Genomic DNA, 21053 nt, shown 5'->3' on the forward strand with positions numbered 1-21053 from the left:
TCTCCATCCATTTCAGTTCGTCTTGATGAAACTTTCAGCCTGGGTCAAGGCGGCAAAGATTTTTTCGCGGCTCCCTTCCTGCAGGAGAGTGTCGCGAAAGTCCGAATTGTGCAGCACAAAACTCAGGCGCGAGAGCAGGTGCAGGTGTGAGCGCAGATTCGGTGCGATAATCATAAAGAGGATCGAGACCGGTTGGCCATCGAGGGCGTGAAAATCGACCGGTTCTTCCAAAAAACAGAGTGTCACTGTCGGACGCAGGACATTCAACAGACCAGGACTGCGCGGGTGGGGTATGGCAATGCCGGAACCGGTGGCGGTTGGCGCGAGTTGTTCGCGGGTAATCAGCATCTGGGTCAGGTGACCCAGGTCGATATCTTCCGGCACCCGCAGGTGGCCCACCGCATCGGTCAAAACCTCTTCGCGGGTTTTACCTTCAACGCGGTAAAATACCCCGCCGGTTTCAAGAGCATCTGTCAGTGAGGGGAGCGGCTGGTCGTCGGCTTCGGGCTCTTCATAGGCGTCCCCCGCTACGCCTCTACGGCGTGCCGTTGCCCACTCCAATAGTTCCGCCCGGTTGAAGCGGTAGCTTTCGTGGACCTTATAGGCGGGAACGATATCCTGCTTGATCCAGCGATAGATGGTCTTTTCCGAAACCGATAGCAGCCGCGCTGCATCTTTGACATTAAGGTTCATTGTTCACCTTCTGCTATCATGTGGCCCCCTTATTGGACAATTTAGGACATTACGCTGGAAAAAATAAGCTTGTCAAGCGGGAAGTCCGGTTTTTGCGGGTTGAGAATAGTTTTTTAACGGACTGAATTTTCAACGTTCTTGCAAGAGTTCGAGGATTCCTTGTAAGAGTTGGAGCGGGGTGGGGGGGCAGCCCGGGATGACGGCATCGACCGGGAGGACGTTTTCAAGCGCCCCGCAGCTGGCGTAGGAAACGCCGAATTCTCCGCCGTTGGCTGCACATTCGCCCATGCCGACCACCAGTTTGGGTGCAGGAGTCGCTTCATAGGTGCGCAGGAGTGCGGCCTGCATATGACGCGAAACGGGACCGGTGATCAGCAGCAGATCTGCGTGGCGCGGTGAGGCGACAAAGTGGATGCCGAAGCGTTCGATATCGTAGAAACCGTTATTAACCGCATGCATCTCCAGTTCACAGCCGTTACAGCTGCCGGCATCAACCATGCGGATCGCTAGCGAACCCGCAAACTTGCGCGCAATCTCCTGTTGACAGGCGCTCCCCAGCTTTGCGACCCGCTGGTCTTCGGTTGGCAGGGGTTCGGTCAGCTGGCCGGTTTTGCGGATTTTATTGAAGATGCGGAACATAACTCAAAATTCCCTCTATAGATCGTGCCCTGAGTATGACCCATTGACCGATTTATTGCAGACCGGAAAGTCGGGCACGATGACATCGTCCATCATCTCTTCCAGCGCCAGCCAGTTGATGGCGCTGGGATCGCGGGGGGCGTAGCGCAGCACTGTTCCGTCGGCACCGAGTCTGACATAGGCCAGGGTTTCGCCGCGCCAGCCTTCGATCAGTCCCAGGCCCTGCGCCTCGCGGCCGGGAAGGGAGCAAACGGTCGCAAGCTCCCCGGCGGGAAGCTTGCGCAGTAGCTCTTCGATCAATCCTAGTGACACCAGAATTTCGTCACCACGGACCCGCACGCGGCGGGCGACGTCGCCTTCAATGTAGGCTGGAACTTCGACCTTTAAGCGGTCGTAGGGTGGATAGGGGGCGTCGCGGCGCAGATCATACTGATGGTTACTGGCGCGGCCGACGTAGCCGAGGGCGCCGAGTCTTGCGGCTTTTGCAGGGGAGAGCAGCCCGGTGTCGCGCAGACGATCCTGCAAGGAGGGATATTCGAGCAGCAGTGGCATCAGCTCTACAATTTCGATGCGCAAGGTGCCGCAGGACATGAGCTGCAGTTGAACCTGTTCGGTGTTTAAATCGCCGGCGACTCCGCCCGGCCGCAGATAATCCATCATCAGCCGGTGACCGAAGACATGGGCGTTGTCGCGCTGCCATAATTCCCGCAGGCGCGTCATCTGCACCTGGGCGAAGGCGAAGCCGACATCGTTGCAGACGGCGCCAATATCCCCCAGATGGTTGGCGATCCGTTCGCGTTCGCAGGCGATTGCTCTCAGCGCCAGAGCCCGCGCTGAGGGGGCGACCCCCAGCGCCTGTTCGACAGCCTGACAGGCCGCCCAGCTGTGGACGACTGTGCTATCGCCCGAGACCCGTCCCGCCAGGCGGATCAGCCCCGCCAGGTCACGGCCGACGGCGATCTTTTCTATTCCCTTATGCACATAACCCAGATGCTCTTCGAGACGCAGGATCCTCTCACCGACCGCCTGAAAACGGAAATGGCCCGGTTCGATGATGCCAGCGTGAACGGGACCGACCGGGATTTCGTAGACTCCGGAGCCTTCGGTGGCAGCGAAGGGGTAATCACAATCGGGCGGTGTTCGTTCGGTGGGGCGTCCGGCGCGCGGGAAATCGACGCGCAAGGGAAAGTCGCCTTCGCTCCAGGCTTGATGTCGCAGCCAGCGCCGGGGATCGGGATGCGCCAGCAACTGCACGCCCAGCATGTCCTGCAGAACCCGCTCCTGTCGTGAAGCGCCTGCAAAAAAAGGCGTTTGAGCCGGGAGCTGGGGATCCTCTTCGCTCACCTGGGTCTGCAGCAGCAGCTGGCCATCACCGCCCACAAAGAGACTGAAAATCAGGATATTTGGCGGGCAATGTTCACCCCAGCAGGTTGAAAATCGCAGTTTTTCATCCCGCGCCAGTTCGGCGGCCTTCCCCCAGTCACAGCTGGAAATCTGCAAACTGAGACAGCCGGGGTGCAGGGCTTGAGACTCGGTGCTGGCGACTCCGATGGCGCGCAGTGCCGCGGCAAATTCACGGGTTGTCCCGCTGGGGATCTGGGGCGGCTGGCGTTTACTCATAATACCCCCCGGCCGACCACCATGATTGTCGCCTGATTCAGCCAGTCGACGAGCACCCCGGGGATCGAGATGCCGAGTAATAAGACCAGCAGCAGGTGGAGAATGACGGGCCACATATTGGCCGGCACCGCGACCTGACCGGCCGGTGGCTCACCGAAAACCATTGGTTGAATGTGGCGAAACAGCCCGGTGAAGGCGATAACCAGGCCACTGAGCAGCGGGATGACCAGCCAGGGCCAGCTCTTGATGGTGGCGGTAAAGAGCAAAAACTCGCTGGTAAAAACGCCGAAGGGCGGAAACCCGGCGATCGCGACGGTTGCGATCAGCAAGCACCAGCCCACCACCGGCTGGGTCTTGATCAGGCCACGGATCCCGGCGATGCTCTGGGTTCCGGCCACATGGGCGGCATGACCGACGGTGACAAAGATAGAGGATTTGGTCAGGGAATGCACAATCATGTGCAGCAGCGCGCCGAAGGTCGCGAGCGGGCCGCCAATGCCAAAGGCAAAGGTCATCAGCCCCATATGTTCAATCGATGAATAGGCGAACATCCGTTTGACGTCGCGCTGGTGGTGCAGCAACAGACTGGCGACGCTAAAGGAGAGCAGTCCGAACCCCATCATCATCTGCCCGGCCAGATGGTTTCCCAGGGCCGGGTCGACAATCATCTTGAAACGCACCACCGCGTAGAGCGCGATATTGAGCAGCAGCCCGGAGAGGATCGCCGACATCGGGGTCGGCCCTTCGGAGTGGGCGTCGGGCAGCCAGTTGTGCAGCGGGACCAGTCCGACCTTGGTGCCGTAACCGACCAGTAAAAAGGCGAAGGCGATGGTCAGCACCGCCGGTTCCAGCTGGCCGGCATGTTCATGGAGCACACTCCAGAGCAGGGTATCATCGCTGCCGGGCAGAATCCGTTCGGCGGCAAAGTAGATCAGCACCGTACCGAATAACGCCTGCGCGATGCCGACGCCGCAGAGGATAAAATATTTCCAGCCTGCCTCGATCGATTCGGGGGTGCGATAGAGGGAGACCAGCAGCACCGTGGCCAGGGTCGCGCCCTCGATGGAGACCCAGAGGATGCCGAGGTTGTTGGTCGAAAGGGCCAGCAGCATGGTGAACAGAAAACCCTGATACATGGCGTGGTAAAGACGCATGCGGCCATCATCGACCCGGCCGATCTTGACCTCGTGCGCCATGTAGGGGCCCGAGAAGATCGAGGTCGTCAGGCCGACAAAGGCATTGAGCAGGATCAGATAGACGTTGAAGGCATCGATATAGAACAGCTTGCCGGGGCTGAGCATCGGACCCTGTTCAAATATATTGAACGCCAGTTGCAGGGCGGCGATAAAGGTGGCCATACACAACAGGGTATTGATCCACCCGGCCCGCGGCCAATGGCCGACCAGCGCCAGCAGCAGGGTCCCGATCAGTGGCAACAGCAGGCAGAGATAGAGCGCATTCATTTATCCACCTCTGTTAGGCGGTTCAGGTGATCAACGTTGAGCGAACCGATGCCGGAACGGATCTGAAAAAAGAAGATGCCGAAGAGGATCGCGGCGACCAGCACATCGAACGCCACCCCCAACTCCACCACCATCGGCATGCCGTAGGTTGAAACGACGGCGGCAAAAAAGAGTCCGTTCTCCATCGACATGAAGCCGATCACCTGGGCGACCGCTTTACGCCGGGTGATGATCATCAGCATGCCGATGAGGATGATCGCCAACGAAATGGCAATGGTGTTGCGCGTCGAGAGCAGTGACAGCTCGCGAATGGGGAGTACCACATAGTAGCTGAACAGGGTCAGGGCCCCTGCGCCGATCATAATCAGCGAGGCGCCACCGACCGTCTCAACCTCGCGCCGGATATCGAGGCGTACGACCAAACGTCGCAATTGCCAGGGGATGAAGAACACCTTGAGCGCGAGGGTCAGTCCGGCCGAAATGAACAGGTGATGACGTCCCGAACTTGTCGCCATCAGGACTGTGGCGGCAAACAGCAGCGCGCCCTGCCAGGCAAAGGTGTGAATCAGGCTGACCATGCGCGTCTGTGCTAACAGCAGAAACGAGGTGAACAGAATCAGCGCCGCCAGGGTCAGGATCAGTTGCTCGCTCAGACTTAAGGCTTCGATTCCCATACGCGTCAGCGGACCTCCAGGATGATGTGGCTCAACATGCCGAGCAGCGAGAGGATGAAGGCCAGCCCAAGGAGTTGTGGCACGCGGAACAGGCGCATTTTGGCCAACCCGGTTTCGGCTATGGCCAGGGCCAGACCGAGGAGCAGGAGTTTGACCGTCAGTATGAGCGTGGCGAAGAGGAGAGCGGCCGGGGCAAAGGTGAGCGCGACGCCCCAGGGGAGGAACAGATTTACCAGCAGCACGGCGTAGAGCATCAGCTTGAGCATGGCGCCCCATTCCATCAGCGCCAGATGCCGACCGCAGTACTCAAGGATCATCGCCTCGTGAATCATGGTCAATTCCAGATGGGTGGCCGGGTTATCGACCGGGATGCGTCCGGTCTCGGCCAGCGCCACCAGCACCAGCCCCATGGCGGCGAAGATGAAGGAGGGGTAGAGGTGAAACGGGCGCTGCAGCAGGGTGCTGATCATGCTCGAAAGATTGGTGCTCGACACACTCATCGCCAGAGTGAAAACCGCCAGCAGCATGGCGGGTTCGGCCAGGGATGAAATTGTCACTTCGCGCGAGGATCCCATCCCCCCGAACGCGGTGCCGATGTCCATCCCGGCCAGGGAGAGGAAGAAACGGCCGAGAGCAAAAAGTCCCACCAGAACAATCACATCGGCCAACGCCGAGGTTGGCAGGCCGACCGCTAGCAGCGGCACCACCGAACAGGCAACCGCCGTGACACTGAAAACAATGTAGGGGGCAATGCGGAAAATCGGCGAGGCATTCCGGGCGAGAACGATCTCTTTGCCGAAGAGTTTATTTAGGTCGCGGTACGGCTGCCAGGGTGGCGCGCCGCGGCGGTTTTGCAATTTACACTTGACCCATTTGACCCAACCGCTGAACAGCGGTGCGGCGGCGATGAAGACCCCGGTCTGGACGATTGCCAGCAACCAGCCGTTCATACCAGCACCCAGAGGATAAAGATCAGGGTGAAGAAGGAGTACGCCAGATAGACGCGGATATTCCCCCCCTGGATCATGGCCGTGCGTTTGGCGGCGCTCAGTACCAGGCTGCCGAGGGGAAGATAGATTTTCTGCCAGGCCCAATCGCCGATCTGCAACAGATAGCGTTGCGGGTGCTTGCTCGTTGCCGCTACAAGCTGTTCTTTGATCGGCCAGACGGGTCCGAAAATGCGCCGGATCGGCATGCTAAAGGCGGTTGCGGTGTATTGGGTGCGTGCGTTCAGGGTGCCGAAGCCACAGTCCCAGGCGGCGCCACGCCGCATCGGCAGGCGCCGCCGCTGGGGGTGAAACCATAACCAGGCCAGCAGCCAGGCTAACAGGAGACCCAGCAGGACCATGGGCGCACCATAAGAGGCGGTTTCAGGCGCGACCGGGGTCAGCCACAGCCAGCCGTGGGCGCTTGCTTCGGGGAGCCCTTCACCGAGCAGACTCTGGGAAATGGAGGTCAGCGCGCCGATGGTCCAGGTCGGCAGAACGCCAAACAGCAGGCAGCAGGCGGCCAGAATTATCTGGGCAAATTGCATTCCGAACGTGACTTCGTGGGCCTGCTCGGCAACAGGGTTACGCGGCAAGCCGAGGAAGACCACGCCGAAAACCTTGACAAAACAGGCCGCCGCCAATGCACCGGTTAAGGCGAGAGCAGCCGCAGCCACCGGGATCAGGGAACCGAGCACTCCGCTTTCGAGCACTGAACCCTGCAGGGCGGCCTGAAAGGTCAACCATTCCGAGACAAAGCCGTTGAAGGGGGGCAGGGCCGAAATACTGATGCAGCCGATCAGAAAGCAGCTGGCGGTGACCGGCATGCGGCGAATCAAGCCGCCCATCTGCTCCATATCATGCTGACGGCTCTGCTGCAGAATGGCACCGGCACCGAGGAACAGCAGGCTTTTGAAGAGGGCATGGTTCAGACAATGATAGAGTGCCGCGACCAGGCCCAGCGCGGCCAGGGCCGGATGACCGGTGCCAGCGAAGATCATCGAGAGCCCGAGCCCGATATAGATGATCCCGATGTTTTCAACGCTGTGATAAGCCAGCAGACGTTTGAGGTCGTGTTGCATCAGCGCATAAAGTACCCCTAACAGCGCTGATGCGGCACCGATTATCAGGGCCAGTACCCCCCAGGTCCAGTGAATCTCACCCAAAAGATCATAGGTGAAACGGATAAAACCGTAGATCGCCACCTTGAGCATCACCCCGGACATCAGCGCCGAGATATGTGAGGGCGCCACCGGATGCGCCTGAGGCAACCAGACATGTAAAGGGACGATCCCCGCTTTCATGCCGAAACCGACAAAGGCCAGCAAGAAGGCGATGGTCTGCCAACCACTTGAGAGCTGTGCCGCAGCCATGGCCGTGAAACTGAAATCGGTGCCGAATCCGGCCAGGACCCCGTAACCGAGCAGGATACACAGGCCACCGACCTGAGCCATCAACAGATAGAGAAAGGCGGCACTGCGATTTTCGACTTTGTGATGCTGGTAGGAGACCAGAAAATAACTGGAAACAGACATCAACTCCCAGCTGAACATGAAGGAGAAGGCGTCTGCCGTCAGCAATAACAAGAACATACTGGTGACAAACAGGCCACTAAAGATCGTCAGCGGCGCGAGAGGTTGTTCGGCGCTTTCGAATTCACGGGAATAGCCGGGTCCGTAGCAGGCAATAACGGCAGTGACCAGACCAACAATCACCAGGAAAAAACCGGCGAGTGGGTCGAGCTGGATTTGCGCATGCAGCCAGGGCAGCCCGACGGGAAGGGTTTCATGCAGGGGATGGGGGTGAAGGAGTGCCATCCCTCCTGCCACGAGTGCGCTTAATCCGGCCAGGCCAAGCAGAGTGAATGCCAGCAGCTTTGACAACCGCGGCCAGTGTGCCAAAAGAGGAGGGATAAATGCCGAGAGCAGCGCAAAGGTGACAGCAATCTTGGCGATAAACAGTGGCACGTCTGGACCCCCTAAATTTCAGCGATCACAACGAAAGAAGAGTGTTCCGTTGCGCCGGCAGGGTATTCTAGAACGCTATTTGAGGACTGTCAAATGTCCAGAGGCCGGGGAGTTTGCTCGCTGCCGAAGGTCTATGCTATCTTCCCGCTCAAAAAATGAAAGGGACAGACGCCGCATGGTAAAAATTTTTTCAGATGGTGCCTGCAGCGGCAACCCCGGCCCGGGGGGTTGGGGGACGTTGCTCTGCTACAATGGGCATTGCAAAGAACTCTCCGGTTTCGAGTCCGAAACGACTAATAACCGGATGGAGATGACCGGTGCGATCGAGGGGCTCAAGGCTCTCAAGCGCGCCTGCAAGGTGCGGGTGACGACCGATTCACAGTACCTGAAAAAGGGGATGACCGAATGGCTCGAGGGCTGGGTCAAGAACGGCTGGAAAAATTCTCAGCGCAAACCGGTGGCGAATCGTGATCTTTGGGAACAACTTCTTGAATTGCAAAAAATTCATGACATCGAATGGTGCTGGGTCAAGGGGCATGACGGGCATTCTGAAAACGAGCGCTGCGACGAATTGGCACGGGCAGCAATAGAGCATAATTTTAAAAGCGGGAACCCCACTGACCAGAAAACAGAAAAGCCCCACCTCTAAGAGGCAGATCCCTTCTGTCTATCCAACCATTTATATATCGCCTCGTGGGGTTTGTCTGGTCTCTCCAAGGCAACTGACTAGACAAATTTTATCGAGGTAGTGGATCCGGTCACGACAAAAATACGTATATTGTTGCTACTCGGGTCGCAGGGAGAAACAAAGAAGCCCGGGCGGTCTGGGCTGTATCCCTGAGTATAGCCGTACTGGACTTCACCGTCTTCGAATTGAACCCTCAGTTTCCTGCCGAAACCGGCCCGTTCGAGTTTGATATCTTCTTTATCGGCGTTACTGTTGCCCTCAAAAGTCTCAACAAAATAAACAGCTTTGAGAGTCTGCATGTTGATCTGTTTTGTTTCGTTCGAGCCCAGGGGTTGAAGATGGAAATGCGGTTTGTTGGGGAAAAAATCTCCTGTTTCGCCTTTGTCAATGTTTCCGTTTGAGTAGTGAACCACAACTTTATTCTTCATTTCAGTCAGGCCTCCTCTGCGATATCTCCCGCGAACGAGATTCTTATTTAGCCTAAGCCTTTGATCGATCAGAAGTACTGGATGAAAATATAACTTACCTGGTCGTTTTAATCAAAAAAAACAAAAGCAGACCGTGGTTTTGATTAATGAATACTCCATATTGATTAATTCTGGCTGCAGAGGCATCTCATTTCAAGGCACAGGATTTTTTTCCTCATACCGGCTACCCGGCGCAGTTTTTGGTGTGTTATGCTTGGCGTCGATTCGCTTAGTTGATTCTACTTGATTCGTTTATATGATCTCATCCCGGAGGGTTCATGGCGGCATCTGCTGTGGCAACGACCACCGAATCTCTGCATTCCGCGCTGCGGCCTTCGACTGAAGCGCTGGTCTCTTTGGGGCTTTATGCGCTGATTGCAGTGGCGTTGATCGGTATTCTTCTGCTGATTACGCGCTTTTTGGGTCATCGCACCGGCGGCGTCGTCAAAGGACAGCCTTATGAGTCCGCCGTGCTGCCGACGGGGGATTCTCGCCTGCGTGAGCCGGTTCCCTTCTATCTGGTCGCCATCTTCTTTATTGTCTTTGATGTTGAGGCGATCTTTGTCGTCTCCTGGGCGGTCACCTGGGATCGTCTCGGCTGGGCCGGTTTTGCTCAAATCACCTTTTTTATAGTTATTCTGTTTCTCGGCCTGCTCTATCTGTGGAAGAAGGGTGGTCTCGACTGGGGCTCCCGGTTTGTTCACGGCCGAGTCCGGGGAGGACACCAGTGAACGAAGAGTTGCCACCCAATGTTGCGCTGGCCAAACTGGATGATCTGATCAACTGGGGCCGCAAGAACAGCCTCTGGCCGATGTTCTTCGGGCTCTCCTGCTGTTTCGTCGAGATGATGACCAGCATGACTCCGCGCTTTGATCTGTCGCGCTTCGGCGCCGAAGTCCTGCGCGGCACACCGCGTGAAGCCGACCTGATGATTATCTCGGGCACCCCCTTTAAAAAGATGGGGGAAGCGATTTTGCGCCTCTATGAGCAGATGCCCAACCCCAAGTGGGTCATTGCCATGGGGAGCTGCGCCAATTCGGGCGGCATGTACGATGTTTATTCGGTGATCCAGGGGGTCAACCAGATTCTGCCGGTTGATGTTTATATCCCCGGTTGCCCCCCGCGCCCCGAGGCCTTTATTCAGGGGCTCATCACCCTGCAGGAGAAGATTGCCGCCGAAGAGCATCCGGCGCGCAAGGTTCTGGGCCTGTCTGGCGGCAGTGAAGGGACTAGCGCTCCGGTGTTGATCGACGGCGCCACCAAGAGCCGTGACCCGCGTGGTCCCGGGTATGGCCCGGCCGCGCTGCGCGGCAGTGCGCAGCAGCATCCCCATTTTGTAGGTAATCGCGATAATATGACCTGGCGGCCACCCCAACCCAAGGTCTTTTCCAACGACGATTTTGAAGAGCTTTACCATGAGATTCGTCAGCGCTTTAATGGCGAAGTGCACTACGAAGAAGAGGCGGCCGACATGCCGACCCTGCGCACCACGCCGGAACTGCTGCCGGCCTTGTTGCGCTATCTGAAAAACGAAGCCAAACCCGCCTACCGCCGCCTCGAGGATATTACCGCCATTGATGAACGTGCCCGACTCAAACGTCCGGGGCATGATTTCACCCTCATTTACCATCTGCTCAGTTTTGAGCGTCGCGGTTACCTGCGGGTGCGGGTGCCGCTGAAGAATACGCCACCCCAGGGAGTGTCGGTGGTCGATATCTGGCCGAACGCCAACTGGTACGAGCGTGAGGTCTATGACATGTTCGGCATCGACTTTCGCGGCCACCCTGATCTGCGCCGCATCCTGATGCCTGCCAGTTGGGAAGGGCACCCGTTGCGCAAGGATCACCCTTCGCGCGCGACCGAGATGGCGCCGTTTACCGTAGAAACGGCGCTCGGCATGCTGCCGGTCGACGGGGATCTGCTGGTGCCGCTCAAGGGGGCCGATGATGGTTCAATGGTACTGAATCTCGGTCCGCATCATCCTGGTACTCATGGCGTTCTGCGGCTGGTCCTGCGCCTGCACGGCGAAGAGATTTCGGATGTCGATGTCGATCTCGGTTATCATCACCGTGGGGCTGAAAAGATCGGCGAGCGTCAACACTGGGCCCAGTTTATCCCCTACACCGATCGTATCGACTATCTCTCCGGGGTGCAGAACAACCTCGCCTACCTGAACAGCCTCGAAACCCTGCTCGGGGTGCGGGTGCCGGAACGCGCCGAAGTCATTCGGGTGATGCTGTGCGAGCTGTTCCGGCTGGCGAATCATCTGGTCTGGCTGGGAACCTTCGCTCATGATGTCGGGGCGATGACCCCGGTCTTTTACTGTTTTGAATCGCGCGAAAAGATCTTCGATATTATCGAACTGGTGACCGGTGGGCGCATGCACCCCTCTTTTTTCCGTATCGGCGGCCTGCCCAAGGATCTACCTGACGGCTGGAAGCAGCGGGTCGACATTTTCACCAGCAGCTTTGAAGCGCGGATCAATGAGCTGGATAAGCTGCTCAGCGATGGTCCGATCTTCCGTGCCCGCACCGAAGGGATCGGCGCAATCAGTCTTGAGCAGGCGCTTGACTGGGGGATCAGCGGACCCAACCTGCGTGCCACCGGCTTTGAGTGGGACCTGCGGCGTGCCATGCCCTACAGCGGCTATGAGCGTTTCGATTTTGAGGTGGTGACCGAGACCGCTGGCGACAGTTACGCGCGCTACCGGGTGCGGATGGGAGAGATGCGCCAGTCGTTAAGTATTATTAAACAGGCGGCCAGCGGTATGCCGGTCGGGCGCTGGATGACCGACGATTATCGTTACGGTTATCCGCAGCGCGAGGACGGCCTCAAGGATATCGAGAGCCTCATCCATCATTTTGTTAATGTCAGCAGCGGGCCACGCGCGCCGCAGGGCGAGGTTTACCGAGCCACTGAGTCGAGCAAGGGAGAGTGCGGCTATTATCTGGTGAGTGACGGCGGGAGCAGCGCCTATCGTTGCCGCATCCGCACTCCGAGTTTCCCGCATATGCAACTTGTCCCCGAGATGAGCCGTGGCTGGCTGGTGGCGGATCTGATTACCATCCTGGGGAGTATCGATTTTGTGCTGGCCGATCTGGATCGATAGTTGGCAGAAAGACTCTTATCCTCCGCCCTGAACGATTTAGGTATATAAATTGAGACTATGAAAATACTTCTCCCCAAAAAACAGATCGAGGCCTTTCGGACCAAGGCCGAGAAGACCGAACATCGGCGTGAGCTGGTGGTCGATTTCATGCGTGAGATTCAGGATCATTACGGCTGGGTTCCGGATGAGGGGGTGGAGCTCGTGGCCGAGACCCTGGGGGTTACGACCATCGATGTCGAAGAGGTCGCAACCTTTTATGACAAGATCTACCGTCAGCCCGTCGGGCGTTATCCGATCCACATCTGTGATTCGATCTGTTGCTGGACGCGGGGTGGAGAGCAGATTGCCGCCCATCTGCAGGAGCTGCTCGGGATTGAGTTGGGAGGGACAACCGAAGATGGTCTCTTTACCCTGCTGCCGACCTGCTGCCTGGGCGGGTGCGGACGGGCGCCATCAATCATGATCGGGCGTAAGTTTCATGGCAATCTGACAGTTGAGGCGATTGATCAGCTGATTGATCAATTGCGCAAAGAGGTGGCCCGATGAGCGCAACTCCACAACTGCTGTTCAAAAACAGGGTCCCGGGAAAAACTGTTTCTTACAAGGATTATTGCAAGACCGGGGGCTATACGGCGCTTGAAAAGGCGCTGAAGGGGATGTCGCCTGCCGAGATCGTAACCCTGGTCAAGGCCTCGGGCTTGCGCGGGCGTGGCGGCGCGGGATTCTCGACTGGCCTGAAATGGTCGTTCTTTCCGGCCGATAAGCCGGCGCCCAAGTACCTGGTCTGCAACTGCGACGAGATGGAGCCGGGGACCTATAAGGATGGCGAACTCCTGGCCGCTGACCCGCATCAGCTGATCGAAGGGATGATCCTTTCAGCTTATGCGCTCAACGCAGATACCGGTTACATTTTCATCCGCTACGCCTATGATCAACAGCTGAAGAATCTTCAGCAGGCGGTTGCCGAAGCAACGGCGGCTGGCTATCTGGGTAAAAACATCTGTGGCAGCGGCTTCGATTTCGAACTGCACCTGCACGGCAGCGCCGGGCGCTATATCCTCGGTGAGGAGACCGCACTCCTGAACGGTCTTGAAGGGCAGCGTCCCAATCCACGCCTCAAGCCGCCGTTCCCGGCCCAGAGCGGACTGTTCGGCCGTCCGACCACAGTGAACAATGTCGAGACCCTGGCCAATATCCCGCACATTGTGAATGGCGGCGCCGAGTGGTTCAAGGGGCTGGCGCGTAATCATGAAGGGGCGGGGACCAAGCTCTTCGGCCTCTCCGGGCACCTGAATGTGACCGAATGCTTCGAGTTGCCGGTCGGCATCCCGTTGGGCGAATTGATCGAAGCCTATGGTGGCGGGGTCTGGCGCAACCGCAAGTTCAAGGCCTGTCTGCCGGGAGGAGCCTCGACCCCCTATCTGACAGGGGAACATCTGGATATTGCCCTCGATTTCGATCCACTGGCTGCTGTCGGGAGTCGCTTCGGGACCGCCGGGGTGACGGTGTTCGACGATCAGACCTGCATGCTGCGTGTGACCCTGAACCTGCTGCGCTTTTTCGCCCGGGAAAGTTGCGGCTGGTGTACCCCCTGTCGCGACGGCCTGCCGCTGGTCTGCTGGTTGCTGGAGAAGATCGAAAACGGCGAGGGGACCCTGGATGATTTGCAGATGTTGCGGGACCAGCAGCAACATATCAGCGGTCGGAGTTTCTGCGCTCTGGCCGATGGCGCGATGGGGCCGCTGGACGGTCTGCTGCGTCTGTTTGAGCAGGAAGTTATTGATCATATTGACAAGGGGCGCTGCCCTTTTTAGCTGAGGAGTGAGGTGTGAGGCGTGAGGCGCAGTCCTCAAGAGTCCGCCATTTAAGACAGCTTATGCCGACATTGACTATCGACAATCAGACCGTCACCGTTTCTCAGGGCGCCACTGTGCTTGATGCCGCCATCGCGCTCGGGATTATGGTGCCGCACTTTTGTTACCATCAGGTGCTTGGTGCGGTGGGGGCCTGCCGGCAGTGTGCCGTGACCATCGTTGCGGGGACTCAGAAGGGGCTGAAGATGTCCTGTCTGATACCAGCCGAGGACGGTATGGTGGTGCTGACTGGAGATGTCGAGTCGAGCGCCTATCGTGCCCAGGTCAGCGAATGGCTGATGACGAATCATCCCCATGACTGTCCGGTGTGTGATGAGGGCGGGGAGTGCCAGTTGCAGGAGATGACCATCGGCGCCGGACATGGGATCCGTCGTTATCGCGGCAACAAACGCACCTATCAAAACCAGCAGCTCGGACCGTTCATTGAGCAGGAGATGAATCGCTGCATCCAGTGTTACCGTTGCGCAAGGACCTACAAGGATTACTGCGGCGGGACAGATTTCGGCGTCATGGGTAGCCAGCAACGGATCTTTTTCGGGCGCTTCAAGGATGGCGAGCTCGAAAGTGATTTTTCTGGCAATCTGGTCGATTTCTGCCCGACCGGCGTCTTTACCGATAAGACCAATCGCTTCAAGACACGCTACTGGGATTTACAGCAGGCGGCATCGATCTGCCCCCACTGCAGTCTCGGCTGCTCAACCCTTGTGGGTGGTCGCTACCAGGAAGTGCAGAGGGTCCGTGCTGGCGACAACCGCTTGACCAACGACAGCTTTATCTGCGACCGGGCCCGGTTTGGCAGCGATTGGGTGAATCATCCCGAGCGTCCGCGCGAGGCGCGGATTGCTGGTGAGCGGGTTGACATGTCGCAGGCGCTTGCGCAGCTTGAAGAACGTTTGCTCGCCCTGAAGACTGAGCATGGTGGCCAAAGCCTGCGGCTGCTCGGATCTCCCCGCGCCTCTTTCGAAGCGAACCTGCTGCTCAAGAAACTGGCGGAACGTCTCGGTGCGCCGGCCCCCTATTATGATGCTCATCCACGTCGCGCTTTTGCCGCGCGGGTTGCGGCCAGGATACCGAGCGGTCAGCTCGCATCCTTGCAGCAGGTTCGCGCCGCCGATCTGGTGGTAGTGGTCGGTGTTGATCCCCTGGCCGAAGCGCCGGTGCTGGCGTTGGCCCTGCGCCAGGTAGTGCGTTCCGGCGGGCGGGTTGTGGTGTTCGATCCGCGGCCGGTTGAACTCCCCTGTGAATTTGAGCACTACGCGGTGACCCAGGAAAAGATTTTGCGGGCCTTGTCCGCTCCTGAGGAGCACGAAAAGCTCGAATCCCTGCGCCAGCAGATGGAAGCGGCCCAGCGACCGCTGCTGGTCGGTGGTGGTGATCTGCTGGGTGGCGAAGGATTTAAGCTGCTGCGGCGTTTCAGCGAAAGTTGTTGCGACACCCACGATTGCCTGATCTTCCCGGTGCTGCATGGTGCCAACAGCTTCGGCGGCGGTCTGCTCTCGAGTGGCGAACCGCAACGCGATCTGCTTGAAGACCTTGAAAACGGCAAGGTGCGGGGTTTGATCTGTCTTGAAAATGATCCGGCGATTGAACACTGTGAACCGGGCCGCATGCAGTTGGCCCTCGCGCGGCTTGAGCTGCTGGCGGTCTTCGACCACCTGCCGACCCACACTGTGGCTGCCGCCAGCCATTTTCTGCCGACCCGTACCCTTTATGAATGCGGCGGGACCTTCATCAACAATGAAGGTCGGATGCAGGCTTACGCCCCGCTGCTTGACCCGGGCCTGCCCCTTGAAGTGACCGGCGCCGGAAGCCATCCGCCGCGTCAATTTGAAAAGACCACTCCCGGCGGCGCCCCGGCTTCGGCGGTGCATCTGCTGCAGTTGCTGCTCAAGGACCGGCAGGATCTGTTCGGTCTGCGGCGTCAGATCGTTGCGGAGTGTTCCTGTTTGCGTGATCTGGAACGTTTGAGCCCGGGCGATAGCGGCCGCCGCATTGCCGATTGCGGTGAGCGGGTGGAGGAGAGTCGTCTCGAAATCTGGGAGCAACAGGGGGATCTGCGCCTGTTGCCGATTTCGGCGCGTTATGGCAGTGATCAACAGTCCCGCCTTAGCCAGCCGCTGGCCCCTCGCCTTCAGCAGCCCTGCTTGTGGATGCACCCGGAAGAGGCTGCCGTGCGCGGATTTGTCGAGGGGCAGCAGCTGCGCCTGCGTACCGCACTGGGACATTTCCATTTGCCGTTGCAACTCAAACCGACCATGGCGCGCAACCGCGTATTGATCCCCTGCCTGCCGGGGACGCCGCTTGAGGTCTTTACCCCGGGCGGACTATCGCTCCCCTGTCAGCTCTATGCGGAGGCCGAAGATGCCTGAGTGGCTGCTGATATCCCTGTTGATCCTGGCCAAGCTGGGGCTGATCTTCTTTGTCCTGTTGACCCTGGCGGCCTATCTGGTGCTGGCCGAGCGCAAGATCCTTGGTCGCATGCAGTTGCGCCCTGGTCCTAACCGGGTCGGCCCCTTCGGGACCATGCAGCCTCTGGCCGATGTCATCAAACTTTTGACCAAAGAAGATTTTATTCCGGATCAGGCCGATAAGTGGCTGTTTATGCTCGCACCAGGTCTGGCGGCGGTGACTGCGCTCTTAACTTTTGCCGTGGTCCCCTTCGGTCCGCCCTTGACCCTCTTCGGGCATGAGGTGCCGCTGGTGGTCTGCGATCTGAATATCGGCGTGCTCTTTTTTCTTGGACTCTCTTCGCTGGCGGTCTATGGCATGACCCTCGGCGGCTGGGCGTCGAACTCAAAATACGCCCTGCTCGGTGCGATTCGTGGATTGTCTCAGTTGATCAGCTACGAATTGTCGATGGGACTTGCCCTGGTGCCGGTGGTGATGCTGGCGCGCTCCTTCTCGCTGACCGATATCGTCATGGCCCAGGCCGATGTGCCCTTCGCTTTGGTGAATCCGCTGGCCTTTTTGATCTTCCTGATCAGTATCGTGGCCGAAAGCAAGCGGATCCCCTTCGATCTGCCCGAGGCCGAAAATGAGCTGGTGGCAGGTTTTCACACCGAGTATTCAGGGATGCGCTTCGGACTCTTTTTTGTCGGCGAGTATATCAATTTGATCATTCTCGGTTCGATGCTGACGATCTTCTTTTTAGGTGGCTGGATGGGGCCGTTTCTGCCGGGGGTGGTCTGGTTCAGCATTAAGGTGCTGCTGGTCTGTTTCTTCTTCATCTGGGTGCGCGGCACCCTGCCACGCCTGCGTTATGATCAGTTGATGCACTTCGGCTGGAAGATCCTGCTTCCCCTGTCGCTGCTCAACGTCATTCTGACCGGGGCCTTTTTACTCTGGAGGCAGGGATGATGGCGTCGCAAAAACTCACCAACTGCTGTGTTACTGTAATTGATCTCGCTGCTTCGCCGGACCCGAGTCCGCCTCATTGCTCGACAATCACGCGCCTTGCATTTGGTGCTTTTTACTTACCCATCGGTTCTGCCCTTTTTAGGAGGCTGGGATGAGTATCTGGCGCGACATCAAGGGGACAATCGAGCCCTTCTGGGTCACCCTGCGCAATATGTTCCGTCCGGTGGTGACCATAGAGTACCCGGAGGTGAGGGCCGAAATTTCTCCGCGCTATCGAGGGCGGCTGATTCTGACCCGTGACCCCGATGGTCAGGAACGTTGTGTCGCCTGCTATCTGTGCAGCGCCGCCTGCCCGGTTGATTGCATCTCAATGCAGGCCACCGAAGGTGAAAATGGCCGGCGTTACGCCGCCTGGTTCCGTATCAATTTCAGCCGCTGTATCTTCTGCGGACTCTGCACAGAAGCCTGTCCGACTCTGGCGATTCAGGTCACCGGTGATTTTGAACTGGCCAATCGCAACCCGCTGGAGACGGTGTGGGAAAAAGAAGAGTTGCTGGTTGACCATTGCGGTCAGGAACCGGGCTATAACTTCTATCATCATGCCGGGATCGGGGTAGCGGCTGCGCGCGGCTGTAACCCCGGCGAAGATAAACCGGTGAATGTTAAAGATCTATTGCCGTAAGTTGTGAGGCGAAAGGAGTGAGGGATGAAAAGCAGTGCCTCCTCACCCCTTACTTCTCACTCCTCTCGCTTTCAGAAGGTTAATAAATGGCTACCTGGCTTTTCTACATCCTTGGAGCGATCGCGGTTGCGGCGACGACGCTGGCGATCACCCGGCGCAATCCGGTCCATTCGGTCATTTATCTGGTCAACAGCTTCTTTGCGCTGGCGCTGCTCTTTTATCTGCTGGGTGCGCCCCTGGTTGCCGCCTGGGAAGTGATCATCTACGCCGGCGCGATTATGGTGCTCTTTTTGTTTATCATCATGATGCTGGAGCTCTCCCCAGGAGAACGAGCCGATCGCCAGGGTCCGGGACCGCTGCAATGGTTGCCGGTGCTGCTGCTCGGCGTTGCGCTGATCAGTTGCACCCTGCTGTTGTTTAAGCTTGACCCGGCCGCCGCGACGAACATCCCGACCTGGTACGCCTCGCCGCGGGATTTCGGTTATGCCCTGTTTCACGAATATGCTCTGGCGGTAGAAATTGTCTCTTTTCAATTGCTGTTCGCGGCCGTGGGTGCGTTTTATGTCGGGCGTGCCGGCGGACGTAAAGAGATCGGAGCTGCCCAATGATTGTACCCTTTCAACATCTTCTGGTGCTGGCCAGTATCCTCTTTTTCCTGGGGCTGATGTCTGTGCTGGTGCGGCGGAATCTGATCATGATCCTGATTGGCGTGGAGATCATGCTCAACGCGGCGGGGCTGGTGCTGGTCGGCGGCAGCGCGCTCTGGCATCAGCTGGATGGGCAGGTGCTGGTGATCTTCCTGATGGCATTGACTTCGGCCGAGGTTTCCATTTCGCTGGCGATGGTGGTTTATCTCAATCGCCGCAAACAGACCGTGGATGTGCGTGCTTTTGATGAATTGAGGGGCTGATGGATTCTCGACTGCTGTTTCTCCTGATTCTGTTGCCGCTGGCGGGTGGTGTCATCAACGCCTGTTTTGGGTGTCGTCTGCCGCGTCCGCTGGTGGCGCTGCTGGCGATTGGTGCAATTGTCGGCAGTTTTGGTGTCGCTCTGGTCTGTTTGCCGTTAGCGGCGGAGGGCACCAGGGTCACCCTCTTCACCTGGCTGGCGGGTGCCGGGCTCAAGGCCGATATCGGCCTGCTGTTTGATCCCCTCGCGGCGACCATGGTCCTTATGGTCACCGGGGTCGCGAGCCTGATTCATGTCTATGCTGCCGGCTATATGGAGCATGAGGACGACCAGGCGCGATTCTTCGCCCTGCTCAATCTGTTTGTCTGTGCCATGCTCTGCATTATCCTGGCGGATAATCTGTTGTTGCTCTTCCTCGGTTGGGAAGGGGTCGGTGTCTGCAGCTATGGTCTGATCGGCTTCTGGTACGCCAAGAGTGAGAATGCTCTGGCCGGGCGCAAGGCTTTCATCGTTACGCGGATCGGCGACCTTTTTTTTACCGTGGCGCTGCTCTGGCTGTTCTCCCTGCTCGGAACGGTTAATATCGCGGAAATCAACCTGCGTGCGACCGAACTTAATCCAGCGCTGCTCACTCCGTTGGTGCTGCTGCTCTTGGGCGGCGCCTGTGGCAAGAGCGCTCAGCTGCCGCTGATGACCTGGCTGCCTGACGCCATGGCTGGCCCGACCCCGGTTTCGGCTCTGATCCACGCAGCGACCATGGTCACGGCCGGGGTGTATCTGCTCTGCCGGCTCTTTCCGCTGGTCTCATTGTCACCGGTCGGGATGGCGGTAATCGCCAGCGTCGGGGCGCTGACCGCCCTTTACGCCGCCAGCTGTGCCGTCGCTCAGCGTGAAATCAAACGGGTCCTCGCCTATTCGACCATGAGTCAGATCGGCTATATGTTTCTTGCCGTCGGGGTCGGCAGTGTCGCCGCAGCCATCGATCACCTCCTGGTTCATGCCTTCTTCAAGGCGCTGCTCTTCATGGGCGCCGGGGCGCTGATTCATCTGGCCGGCGGGGAGAACGACATCTTCAAGATGGGCGGTCTGAAGCGGAAGAACCCGCTGCTCTTCTGGTTGTTTTTGGTCGGAATTTTATGTCTGGCCGGTGCGCCCTTAACCGGGGGATTTTTCTCCAAGGATGCCATCCTGCTCGCCGCCTTTTCCCATGGCAACGGTTTTTCCGCCTGCCTCTGGGGGATAGGGGTCTTCACCGCCGGTCTGACCTCCTTTTACAGCTTCCGGCTGCTCTATCTGGTGTTCTTCGGGGAGTATCGCGGTGAGAAGGCTGGACATAAACTCTCGCCACTCCTGGTCTGGACCCTGCCGCCCCTCGCACTGTTCGGCCTGTTCGGCGGGTTGTTGAATCTGCCGCATTTTTATGGCGGCCATGAGATGCTCAGTCACTGGTTGGGCAGCGCTGCCACGGCAGAGGTACCGCCTGCAACCGAGGTCGGGTTGCTGGTCCTGATGGGCCTGTTCTTTGTCGCCGGCTGGGTGCCCGCCCATTTGTTCTATCGCAACTTCAAGGGGGAGGCTGATACCCCCTGGCGGCGCTTTCTGCTGCAGGGATGGCGTTTTGATGCGCTCTACGAACTTATAATTCTACGCCCCTACCGTTTTACCGCACGCTTCTGTTTTATCGCCGGGGATAAGGGGTTGATTGATGGCGTGGTCGAGGGGCTCGGCCGCACCATGTTGCATTGGGGTGGTTATTTTCGTCAGCTGGCAACCGGGCAGGTTTCTTTTTATCTGCAAGGATTTGCCTGGGGCCTGCTGCTGATGCTTGGTTGGCTGCTGTTGCAAGCAGCAGTTTGAAAACAGTGAGGCGTGTGGCGGGAGGAGTGAGATGAAAAATATCTTCCTGCGCTTAACGCCTCTTGCCT

Annotated in this window: 19 protein-coding genes; 11 read left to right on the forward strand and 8 right to left on the reverse strand. The window is 58.3% G+C overall.

The features are described 5' to 3' along the window. Positions 1-12: 12 nt before the first annotated feature. The 7 genes from D888_RS0102280 to hyfB form a co-directional block, all read right to left on the reverse strand. Positions 13-693, reverse strand: a complete 681-nt coding sequence (locus tag D888_RS0102280; protein ID WP_020674902.1) for a PTS sugar transporter subunit IIA — start codon at positions 691-693, stop codon at positions 13-15. 129 nt (positions 694-822) lie between these two features. Further along, on the reverse strand, positions 823-1332 hold the full coding sequence (locus D888_RS0102285) for an NADH-quinone oxidoreductase subunit B family protein (protein ID WP_020674903.1): 510 nt from the start codon (positions 1330-1332) through the stop codon (positions 823-825). A 15-nt stretch (positions 1333-1347) separates the two neighbouring features. Beyond that, on the reverse strand, positions 1348-2952 hold the full coding sequence (locus tag D888_RS0102290; protein WP_020674904.1) for a hydrogenase large subunit: 1605 nt from the start codon (positions 2950-2952) through the stop codon (positions 1348-1350). Then, on the reverse strand, positions 2949-4415 hold the full coding sequence (locus D888_RS0102295; RefSeq protein WP_020674905.1) for a hydrogenase 4 subunit F: 1467 nt from the start codon (positions 4413-4415) through the stop codon (positions 2949-2951). Before D888_RS0102295 ends, D888_RS0102290 begins: the two co-directional genes overlap by 4 nt. Continuing rightward, on the reverse strand, positions 4412-5089 hold the full coding sequence (locus D888_RS0102300) for a hypothetical protein (RefSeq protein ID WP_020674906.1): 678 nt from the start codon (positions 5087-5089) through the stop codon (positions 4412-4414). Before D888_RS0102300 ends, D888_RS0102295 begins: the two co-directional genes overlap by 4 nt. Positions 5090-5094: 5 nt before the next feature. Next, a complete protein-coding gene (locus D888_RS0102305; protein ID WP_020674907.1) occupies positions 5095-6039 on the reverse strand; it encodes a respiratory chain complex I subunit 1 family protein in 945 nt (314 codons plus the stop codon). Further along, complete coding sequence (gene hyfB, locus D888_RS0102310; RefSeq protein WP_020674908.1) at positions 6036-8042, reverse strand: hydrogenase 4 subunit B; 2007 nt, start codon at positions 8040-8042, stop codon at positions 6036-6038. The genes D888_RS0102305 and hyfB overlap by 4 nt, the downstream gene beginning before the upstream one ends. Before the next feature lie 175 nt (positions 8043-8217). Here hyfB and rnhA point away from each other — a divergent pair, with 175 nt between their 5' ends. Then, positions 8218-8691, forward strand: coding sequence for a ribonuclease HI (rnhA, locus tag D888_RS20460; RefSeq protein WP_020674909.1), 474 nt, complete (start codon positions 8218-8220; stop codon positions 8689-8691). A 77-nt stretch (positions 8692-8768) separates the two neighbouring features. Here rnhA and D888_RS0102320 read toward each other — a convergent pair whose 3' ends face one another. After that, positions 8769-9158 (reverse strand): DUF6982 domain-containing protein, encoded by a 390-nt coding sequence (locus D888_RS0102320; protein WP_020674910.1) that lies wholly within the window; start codon positions 9156-9158, stop codon positions 8769-8771. 317 nt (positions 9159-9475) lie between these two features. On the opposite strand from D888_RS0102320, the gene D888_RS0102325 reads away from it, so the two are divergent. The 10 genes from D888_RS0102325 to nuoL all read left to right on the forward strand — a co-directional run bounded on the left by D888_RS0102325 (position 9476) and on the right by nuoL (position 20985). Beyond that, a complete protein-coding gene (locus tag D888_RS0102325) occupies positions 9476-9928 on the forward strand; it encodes an NADH-quinone oxidoreductase subunit A (RefSeq protein ID WP_020674911.1) in 453 nt (150 codons plus the stop codon). Continuing rightward, positions 9925-12306 carry an NADH-quinone oxidoreductase subunit B/C/D gene (locus D888_RS0102330; protein WP_020674912.1) on the forward strand — a complete coding sequence of 794 codons (2382 nt, stop codon included), beginning with the start codon at positions 9925-9927 and terminating at the stop codon, positions 12304-12306. The genes D888_RS0102325 and D888_RS0102330 overlap by 4 nt, the downstream gene beginning before the upstream one ends. 57 nt (positions 12307-12363) lie before the next feature. After that, entirely contained in the window at positions 12364-12852 is a 489-nt protein-coding gene (nuoE, locus tag D888_RS0102335; RefSeq protein ID WP_020674913.1) for an NADH-quinone oxidoreductase subunit NuoE, read from the forward strand. Continuing rightward, a complete protein-coding gene (gene nuoF / locus D888_RS0102340; RefSeq protein WP_020674914.1) occupies positions 12849-14120 on the forward strand; it encodes an NADH-quinone oxidoreductase subunit NuoF in 1272 nt (423 codons plus the stop codon). Before nuoE ends, nuoF begins: the two co-directional genes overlap by 4 nt. A gap of 62 nt (positions 14121-14182) precedes the next feature. Then, complete coding sequence (gene nuoG / locus D888_RS20465) at positions 14183-16549, forward strand: NADH-quinone oxidoreductase subunit NuoG (RefSeq protein WP_020674915.1); 2367 nt, start codon at positions 14183-14185, stop codon at positions 16547-16549. Then, positions 16542-17537: an NADH-quinone oxidoreductase subunit NuoH gene (nuoH, locus tag D888_RS0102350; RefSeq protein ID WP_020674916.1), complete on the forward strand. Its 996-nt coding sequence runs from the start codon at positions 16542-16544 to the stop codon at positions 17535-17537. Before nuoG ends, nuoH begins: the two co-directional genes overlap by 8 nt. Before the next feature lie 151 nt (positions 17538-17688). Continuing rightward, positions 17689-18219 carry an NADH-quinone oxidoreductase subunit NuoI gene (nuoI, locus tag D888_RS0102355; RefSeq protein WP_020674917.1) on the forward strand — a complete coding sequence of 177 codons (531 nt, stop codon included), beginning with the start codon at positions 17689-17691 and terminating at the stop codon, positions 18217-18219. Between the two features lie 86 nt (positions 18220-18305). After that, complete coding sequence (locus tag D888_RS0102360; protein WP_020674918.1) at positions 18306-18827, forward strand: NADH-quinone oxidoreductase subunit J family protein; 522 nt, start codon at positions 18306-18308, stop codon at positions 18825-18827. Further along, a complete protein-coding gene (nuoK, locus tag D888_RS0102365) occupies positions 18824-19129 on the forward strand; it encodes an NADH-quinone oxidoreductase subunit NuoK (RefSeq protein ID WP_020674919.1) in 306 nt (101 codons plus the stop codon). Before D888_RS0102360 ends, nuoK begins: the two co-directional genes overlap by 4 nt. Next, a complete protein-coding gene (gene nuoL / locus D888_RS0102370; protein ID WP_020674920.1) occupies positions 19129-20985 on the forward strand; it encodes an NADH-quinone oxidoreductase subunit L in 1857 nt (618 codons plus the stop codon). Before nuoK ends, nuoL begins: the two co-directional genes overlap by 1 nt. Positions 20986-21053: the final 68 nt, after the last annotated feature.

This window comes from Geopsychrobacter electrodiphilus DSM 16401, from assembly GCF_000384395.1.
GTDB lineage: Bacteria > Desulfobacterota > Desulfuromonadia > Desulfuromonadales > Geopsychrobacteraceae > Geopsychrobacter > Geopsychrobacter electrodiphilus.

Coding starts and splice junctions, on each gene's coding strand:
- D888_RS0102280 (WP_020674902.1), bottom strand. CDS start 693: ATGAACCTTAATGTCAAAGATGCAGCGCGGCTGCTATCGGTTTCGGAA.
- D888_RS0102285 (WP_020674903.1), bottom strand. CDS start 1,332: ATGTTCCGCATCTTCAATAAAATCCGCAAAACCGGCCAGCTGACCGAA.
- D888_RS0102290 (WP_020674904.1), bottom strand. CDS start 2,952: ATGAGTAAACGCCAGCCGCCCCAGATCCCCAGCGGGACAACCCGTGAA.
- D888_RS0102295 (WP_020674905.1), bottom strand. CDS start 4,415: ATGAATGCGCTCTATCTCTGCCTGCTGTTGCCACTGATCGGGACCCTG.
- D888_RS0102300 (WP_020674906.1), bottom strand. CDS start 5,089: ATGGGAATCGAAGCCTTAAGTCTGAGCGAGCAACTGATCCTGACCCTG.
- D888_RS0102305 (WP_020674907.1), bottom strand. CDS start 6,039: ATGAACGGCTGGTTGCTGGCAATCGTCCAGACCGGGGTCTTCATCGCC.
- rnhA (WP_020674909.1), top strand. CDS start 8,218: ATGGTAAAAATTTTTTCAGATGGTGCCTGCAGCGGCAACCCCGGCCCG.
- D888_RS0102320 (WP_020674910.1), bottom strand. CDS start 9,158: ATGAAGAATAAAGTTGTGGTTCACTACTCAAACGGAAACATTGACAAA.
- D888_RS0102325 (WP_020674911.1), top strand. CDS start 9,476: ATGGCGGCATCTGCTGTGGCAACGACCACCGAATCTCTGCATTCCGCG.
- nuoE (WP_020674913.1), top strand. CDS start 12,364: ATGAAAATACTTCTCCCCAAAAAACAGATCGAGGCCTTTCGGACCAAG.
- nuoF (WP_020674914.1), top strand. CDS start 12,849: ATGAGCGCAACTCCACAACTGCTGTTCAAAAACAGGGTCCCGGGAAAA.
- nuoG (WP_020674915.1), top strand. CDS start 14,183: ATGCCGACATTGACTATCGACAATCAGACCGTCACCGTTTCTCAGGGC.
- nuoH (WP_020674916.1), top strand. CDS start 16,542: ATGCCTGAGTGGCTGCTGATATCCCTGTTGATCCTGGCCAAGCTGGGG.
- nuoI (WP_020674917.1), top strand. CDS start 17,689: ATGAGTATCTGGCGCGACATCAAGGGGACAATCGAGCCCTTCTGGGTC.
- D888_RS0102360 (WP_020674918.1), top strand. CDS start 18,306: ATGGCTACCTGGCTTTTCTACATCCTTGGAGCGATCGCGGTTGCGGCG.
- nuoK (WP_020674919.1), top strand. CDS start 18,824: ATGATTGTACCCTTTCAACATCTTCTGGTGCTGGCCAGTATCCTCTTT.
- nuoL (WP_020674920.1), top strand. CDS start 19,129: ATGGATTCTCGACTGCTGTTTCTCCTGATTCTGTTGCCGCTGGCGGGT.